Annotated in this window: 7 protein-coding genes; 6 read left to right on the top strand and 1 reads right to left on the bottom strand. The window is 70.9% G+C overall.

Features of this window, described 5'->3' with window-relative positions; all coding sequences use genetic code 11:
- A partial coding sequence (locus D471_RS0110070; RefSeq protein ID WP_017598505.1) for a M48 family metalloprotease occupies nucleotides 1-826 on the bottom strand: 826 nt, incomplete at its 3' end.
- A 533-nt stretch (nucleotides 827-1,359) separates the two neighbouring features.
- Between D471_RS0110070 and D471_RS0110065 the strand changes: the two genes are divergently transcribed.
- The 6 genes from D471_RS0110065 to D471_RS0110040 all read left to right on the top strand — a co-directional run bounded on the left by D471_RS0110065 (nucleotide 1,360) and on the right by D471_RS0110040 (nucleotide 6,585).
- Nucleotides 1,360-3,213: a 2-oxoacid:acceptor oxidoreductase subunit alpha gene (locus D471_RS0110065; RefSeq protein ID WP_017598504.1), complete on the top strand. Its 1,854-nt coding sequence runs from the start codon at nucleotides 1,360-1,362 to the stop codon at nucleotides 3,211-3,213.
- A complete protein-coding gene (locus D471_RS0110060) occupies nucleotides 3,203-4,279 on the top strand; it encodes a 2-oxoacid:ferredoxin oxidoreductase subunit beta (RefSeq protein WP_017598503.1) in 1,077 nt (358 codons plus the stop codon). Before D471_RS0110065 ends, D471_RS0110060 begins: the two co-directional genes overlap by 11 nt.
- Nucleotides 4,280-4,408: 129 nt before the next feature.
- Nucleotides 4,409-5,071: an NAD(P)-binding oxidoreductase gene (locus D471_RS0110055; RefSeq protein ID WP_017598502.1), complete on the top strand. Its 663-nt coding sequence runs from the start codon at nucleotides 4,409-4,411 to the stop codon at nucleotides 5,069-5,071.
- Between the two features lie 177 nt (nucleotides 5,072-5,248).
- On the top strand, nucleotides 5,249-5,794 hold the full coding sequence (locus tag D471_RS0110050) for a hypothetical protein (RefSeq protein ID WP_017598501.1): 546 nt from the start codon (nucleotides 5,249-5,251) through the stop codon (nucleotides 5,792-5,794).
- Between the two features lie 293 nt (nucleotides 5,795-6,087).
- Nucleotides 6,088-6,300: a hypothetical protein gene (locus tag D471_RS0110045; protein WP_017598500.1), complete on the top strand. Its 213-nt coding sequence runs from the start codon at nucleotides 6,088-6,090 to the stop codon at nucleotides 6,298-6,300.
- 78 nt (nucleotides 6,301-6,378) lie between these two features.
- Nucleotides 6,379-6,585, top strand: a complete 207-nt coding sequence (locus D471_RS0110040; protein ID WP_017598499.1) for a hypothetical protein — start codon at nucleotides 6,379-6,381, stop codon at nucleotides 6,583-6,585.
- Nucleotides 6,586-6,613 lie beyond the last annotated feature (28 nt).

Below are 6,613 nucleotides of genomic sequence, written 5' to 3'. Positions count from 1 at the left end.
CCCGCCGCACGCGCTCGGCCACCGGCGGGTGCGCGGAGAACAGCCGACCGATCCCGCAGGGGAAGGGGTTGGTGGTCATCAGATGCGCCGAGGCCATCAGGGGGCGTTCCCGTGGCAGCGGGTAGGCGCGGGCGCCCGCCTCCAGCTTGCGCAGCGCGCTCGACAGCGCCTCCGGGTCACCGGTCAGCCGTGCGGCCTCCTCGTCGGCCCGGAACTCCCGTCGGCGCCCCGCCCCGCAGTGGACCACCACCGCGGCCAGCGGCGCCAGCAGCGCCAGCAGCAGACCGCCCAGGAGGTTGGGCATATCGGTCTCCTCCGAGTCGCCCAGGGGCAGCAGGAAGGTGACCATCGTCAACGCGGTGATGAGCCCGGCCAGGGTGACCACCACGGAGCTGATGACCGTGTCGTGGGCCCGGATGTGCGCCAGCTCGTGCGCCAGCACGGCGCGGAGTTCACGCTCGTCGAGGGTGCGCAGCAGCCCCGTGGTGCAGCACACGGCCGCTCGTCTCGGGCTCCGCCCCGTGGCGAAGGCGTTGGGGGTGCGCACCTGCGACAGGTAGAGCCGGGGCATCGGCTGCCGGGCGGCCGTGGCCAGTTCGCGGACGATCCGGTACAGGTCCGGCTGCTCGATCTCGCTCACCGGGTGGGCCCGCATCGCGCGCAGCGCCAGGGTCTCCCCGAACAGGTGGACCAGCACCCCGGCGCACACGACCAGCGCCAGGCAGAACTGGGCTCCCGCGGTGGCCCCGAACAGCCAGCCGGCGGCCACGAGGAGGACTCCGGCGCCGACGAACAGACCGACCGCGCGGACCGCGTTGACGTGCACGCCGCCACCTCCTCCGAACCGAATCCGCGCCCGCTTTGGATGCGTACATGGTGACAAACGTGCGGGTCGGCGTCTTGCGTTCCCCATGTGACCAGCTGTCCGTCACATCCCCGGACCCCGCCACCGCCCACCCGCTGTGACAATCGCCACCCAGGAGAGAACCGACTGCGGCCGAAGACCTATAGTGCGAACGTGGCCCTTATCACCAGGGCGTGTTCGGTGACTTCCGCCCGCCGCGAGCCGGGTGGGAGTCCGCGGAACACGCACCGCAGACATCGGTCCGGGTCCCGCCCGGCCCGGTGGGAGAGCGGCCGTGTCGTCGATGGCTGGCCCCTTCACGACCCGACCGCCGCGGCGACGCCGCGACACGCGAGGCCGGGTTGGCGCGCCCGGTCCCCGCGAGGGCCGCACCCGCTGTCCCCACGCCCACGGACCGGCCGTTCCGCCAGAGGCGACACGACTCGTCCGGGGCTGACAACCGAGCGCCGCCGCCCGACACGACAGGCGGCTCACCGAGGAGGTCGTCGATCTCAGTGGCCAAACAGATCGAACAGCTCGACCGCGTCATCATCCGCTTCGCCGGTGACTCCGGCGACGGAATGCAGTTGACCGGCGACCGTTTCACCCAGGAGACCGCGTCGTTCGGCAACGACCTGTCGACACTGCCGAACTTCCCCGCGGAGATCCGCGCCCCCGCCGGGACCCTGCCCGGTGTGTCCAGCTTCCAGTTGCACTTCGCCGACCACGACATCATGACCCCGGGCGATGCCCCGGACGTGCTGGTGGCGATGAACCCCGCCGCGCTCAAAGCCAACCTCGGCGACCTGCCGCGGGGTGCGACGGTCATCGTCAACACCGACGAGTTCACCCGACGCAGCCTGGCCAAGGTCGGCTATGACGTCGACCCCCTCACCGACGGCACACTCGACGGGTTCAAGGTCAGCGCGGTACCGCTGACCTCCATGACCGTGGAGGCGCTGGCGGAGATCGACATCTCGAAGAAGGACGCGCAGCGGGCGAAGAACATGTTCGCGCTCGGCCTCCTGTCCTGGATGTACAACCGGCCGACCGAGGGCACGACGTCCTTCCTCAAGTCGAAGTTCGCCACCAAGCCCGACATCCTGGCCGCCAACCTGACCGCCTTCCAGGCCGGGTGGAACTTCGGGGAGACCACCGAGGACTTCGCGGTCTCCTACGAGGTCAAACCGGCGCGGCTGCCCTCGGGCACCTACCGGAACATCACCGGCAACCTCGCGACCGCCTACGGGCTGATCGCCGGGTCCCAGCGGTCCGGGCTCCCGCTCTTCCTGGGGTCCTACCCGATCACCCCCGCCTCGGACATCCTCCATGAGCTGTCCCGGCACAAGCGGTTCGGCGTGCGCACGTTCCAGGCCGAGGACGAGATCGCCGGGGTCGGCGCGGCGCTGGGCGCGGCGTTCGGCGGCGCGCTGGGCGTGACGACCACCTCGGGCCCGGGCATGGTGCTCAAGCAGGAGACGGTCGGCCTGGCCGTGATGACCGAACTCCCGCTCGTGGTGGTCGACGTGCAGCGCGCGGGACCGAGTACGGGCATGCCGACCAAGACCGAGCAGACCGACCTGCTCATGGCCCTGTACGGCCGCAACGGCGAGTCCCCGCTCCCGGTGGTGGCGCCGTCCTCACCCGCGGACTGCTTCGACGCGGCGGTCGAGGCCGTCCGTCTGGCGGTCACCTACCGCACGCCGGTGGTGATGCTCTCGGACGGGTACCTGGCCAACGGTTCTGAGCCCTGGCGGCTTCCGGAGGTCGACGCGCTGCCCGTGATCGACCCCGGTTTCGCCACCGGCCCCAACGGCCCCGACGACTCCTTCCTGCCGTATCTGCGGGACGGGGAGACGCTGGCCCGACCGTGGGCGGTGCCCGGCACGGCGGGGCTGGAGCACCGGATCGGCGGTATCGAGAAGCACGCCGAGACGGGCGACATCTCCTACACGCCCGCCAACCACGACCTCATGGTCCGCACCCGGCAGGGCAAGATCGACGCCATCGCGCGCGACATCCCCCCGGTGGACGTGTCCGACCCGACCGGCGACGCCGACGTCCTGGTCCTGGGCTGGGGCGGCACCTACGGGTCGATCACGGCGGCGGTGCGCAGGGTCAGGCGCGCGGGCGGACGGATCGCCCAGGCCCATCTGCGCCACCTGAACCCGTTCCCGGCCAACCTCGGCGAGGTCCTGCGCCGCTACGACCGGGTGGTGGTCCCGGAGATCAACCTCGGCCAGCTGGCCCTGCTGCTGCGCGGCAGGTATCTGGTCGACGTCATCGGTTACAACAAGGTCCGCGGTCTGCCGTTCGGGGCCGAGGAGCTGGCGGGCGTGCTTCAGGAGGTCATCGACCGTGGTGAGTGAGAACGGCGCAGCGGTGAACGGCAACGGCGCGGGCCCGTCCGGGCTGAGCCTGGTCCCGAAGACCGACGCCGCCTACAAGGCGAAGGACTTCAAGTCCGGTCAGGAGGTGCGCTGGTGCCCGGGCTGCGGCGACTACGCGATCCTCGCGGCCTTCCAGTCCTTCCTACCGGAGCTGGGTGTCCCACGGGAGAACATCGTGATCGTGTCGGGGATCGGCTGCTCCTCCCGGTTCCCCTACTACCTCAGCACCTACGGCATGCACTCGATCCACGGGCGTGCGCCGGCCATCGCCACCGGGTTGGCGAGCAGTCGGCCGGACCTGTCGGTGTGGGTGGTGACCGGTGACGGGGACGGTCTGTCGATCGGCGGCAACCACCTCATCCACGCGCTGCGGCGCAACGTCAACATCAACGTCCTGCTGTTCAACAACCGGATCTACGGGCTGACCAAGGGCCAGTACTCCCCGACCTCCGAGCCGGGCAAGGTCACCAAGTCCTCGCCGGTCGGATCGCTCGACCACCCGTTCAACCCGGTGTCGCTGGCCCTGGGCGCGGAGGCCGGGTTCGTGGCGCGCACGGTCGACTCCGACCGCAAGCACCTGACGTCGGTGCTGCGGGCGGCGGCGGACCACCCGGGCGCGTCCTTCGTGGAGATCTACCAGAACTGCCCGATCTTCAACGACGACGCGTTCGAGCCGCTCAAGGACCCGTCCTCGCGGGACACCCGTCTGCTGCGCATGGAGCACGGCGAACCGCTCCGGCTGGGGGCGGACCGGGGCGTGGTCGCCGGGGAGTTCGGCGGGCTGGAGGTCGTGGACGTCGGCTCCGTCGGTGAGGAGCGGCTGATCCGGCACGACGCGCACCGCGAGGACCCGGGGTACGCGTTCGCGCTGTCCCGGCTGGACCAGCCCGCGTTCGAGCACGTGCCGATCGGGGTGTTCCGCGACGTGCGGCGCCCCACCTACGACGAGCTGCTGAACGAGCAGGTCGCCGACGCGCGCGCCGCACGGGGCGAGGGCGACCTGGCGTCGCTGCTGGCCAGCGGGGACACCTGGACGGTCGAGTAGTCGGACGGCCCTCGGGGAGGGCGCGGGCCGTGGGCCCGTGCCCTCCCCGGCCGGGGCCGCGGGCCGTCCCGGTGCCCGGTTCCGCCCCGCCCCGGCCGTCGCCGGTACCCGAGGCAATACGCTTCGGGCATGCGTATCGTCATCGCCGGAGGGCACGGGAAGATCGCGCTGCGTCTGGCCAGGCTGCTGGCCGACCGCGGCGACGAGCCCGTCGCCCTCATCCGCAACCCCGACCACGCCCAGGACGTCCGTGACGCCGGGGCGGAGCCGGTGGTGGTGGACCTGGAGAAGGCCACCGTCACCGAGCTGACCGAGAAGATCATGAACTCCGACGGCGTGGTCTTCGCCGCCGGCGCCGGTCCCGGCAGCGGCGCGCCCCGCAAGGACACCGTGGACCGCGCGGCCGCCGTCCTGACCGCTGACGCGGCCTCGTTGGCCGGTGTGCGCCGACTGGTCCAGATCTCGGCCATCGGGGTGGACGAACCCGTCCCCGAGGGCACCGACGAGGTGTGGGCCGCCTACGTCGAGGCCAAGCGCGCCGCCGACGCCGACCTGCGGGAGCGCCACCTGGAGCTCGACTGGACGATCCTGCGGCCGGGGCGGCTGACCGACGGACCCGGGTCGGGGCTCGTGGCGCTCGGCCCGGACGTCGGGCGCGCCGAGGTGACCCGTGACGACGTGGCCGCGGTGGTCCTCGCCCTGTTGGAGGAACCGGGGACGGTCGGCAGGACTCTCAACCTGGTGAACGGTCACACACCCGTCGCGGACGCGGTCCGTGGCGCCGCGTCCTAGGCGTGTTCCGCGGAGCACGCCTCGGGGGGACGGTTCGGGCGTTCTGTGGCCAGATGCACGCACAGGAGGCATCATGGATCCGGAGCCCGGCGGAGTTCCGCCATGCTGGACGCGGATGACCGGGAGGCCCCCGGCGGGTGAAGCAGCTCCGATCAGAGCAGATGGGTACGGTTATTCATGAGCGTCACACAGGTCGTGAGGGACAGCACGGTCGTCGAGCACGCGAAGGTCGCCGCGCAGCAGAAGCGCCGGATGTTCATCATCCAGCTCGACGTCAACGCCTACGACGAGAAGGACAGCAAGCTGCGCCCCGGCCTGACCCGCATCCTTGAGGGGATCGAGGAGGCGGGGTGGCGCCTGGAGATGACCGCGCCGAGCGAGTCCGAGGAGACGGCCTCGCGCCTGTTCATCTTCCGGCCGGACGCGTCGGCGGCCCAGGGCGCCGCCCAGGCCGAGGCCCAGCAGCAGCCCGCTCCGCAGCCGGACCACTCCGGCCAGCAGCAGGCGTACCCCCACACGGGGACCCAGCAGGCGTACGACCCGTACGCGGGCTACGCCCAGCAGCAGCCGGGGTACGGGCAGCAGCCCGGCTACGACCAGCACCAGTACCCGGGGTACGACCCGCAGCAGTACCCGGGCTATGGCCAGCAGCAGCCCGGCTACGGGCAGCAGCCGGGGTACGGACAGCAGTACCCGGGGTACGGGCAGCAGCAGGGCTGGTAGCAGCTCCACCGATCCGAAGGGCTCGCGCGCCGCGCGGGCCCTTTTTCGTGCGCGCCTTCCGCGTCGGACCTCGAAGGACTCGCCGAAGGGCCACGCACGCCGTGTTCTCAGTTCGGTCACAGGATGCCGCCGTGTTGGCGTGACATGTCCGTCATGTCGCGCGCGGGGCCAGAGAAATCCCGAGGAACCTCTGAATTCTTCCCCGAAAGCACTCCGAGCACGCGCTCGACTACGCTAAGTTATTTCCGGCGGCTACAGCCACCCGATTTTGGACCTTCCGAAAGGTGACCTCCATGACGCGTATCGCCAGGGCCTCCGGGCTCGTCCTCGCCACCGGCCTCGCCCTCGGTGCCCTGACCGGCACCGCCGCCGCGGACAACAACGCCAACGTCCAGAACATCACCATCCCGGTCTGCCTGGACGTCATCCAGGTCGCGGGCCTGACCGCCGACGGCTGCAACGTCGTCGACAAGGACGCCAACGGCAACATCAGCGTCCACCGCTAACCACGGGCACGCATCCCGGAGGCCGACCGGTCTCCACCGAACCAACGATCACATCGCGAACCGACAAGGACCAACACCATGAAGCGTTTCTCCACCGCCGCCGGCCTCGTTCTCGCCACCGGCCTCGCCCTCGGCTCCCTGACCGGCACCGCCGCCGCGGACAACAACGCCGACATCCAGAACATCACCGTCCCGATCTGCGCCGACGTCCTCCAGTTCGCCCTGGTCAGCCTGGACGGCTGCAACGTCATCGACAGCAACGCCAACAACAACATCCACAACTGATCCCGCTGAGGGGCGAGCGCGGGGCACG

The organism is Nocardiopsis lucentensis DSM 44048 (assembly GCF_000341125.1).
Classification (GTDB): Bacteria; Actinomycetota; Actinomycetes; order Streptosporangiales; family Streptosporangiaceae; genus Nocardiopsis; species Nocardiopsis lucentensis.
The sequence above is the reverse complement of the archived record's forward strand: the minus strand, read 5'-3'. Positions and strand labels throughout refer to the sequence as shown.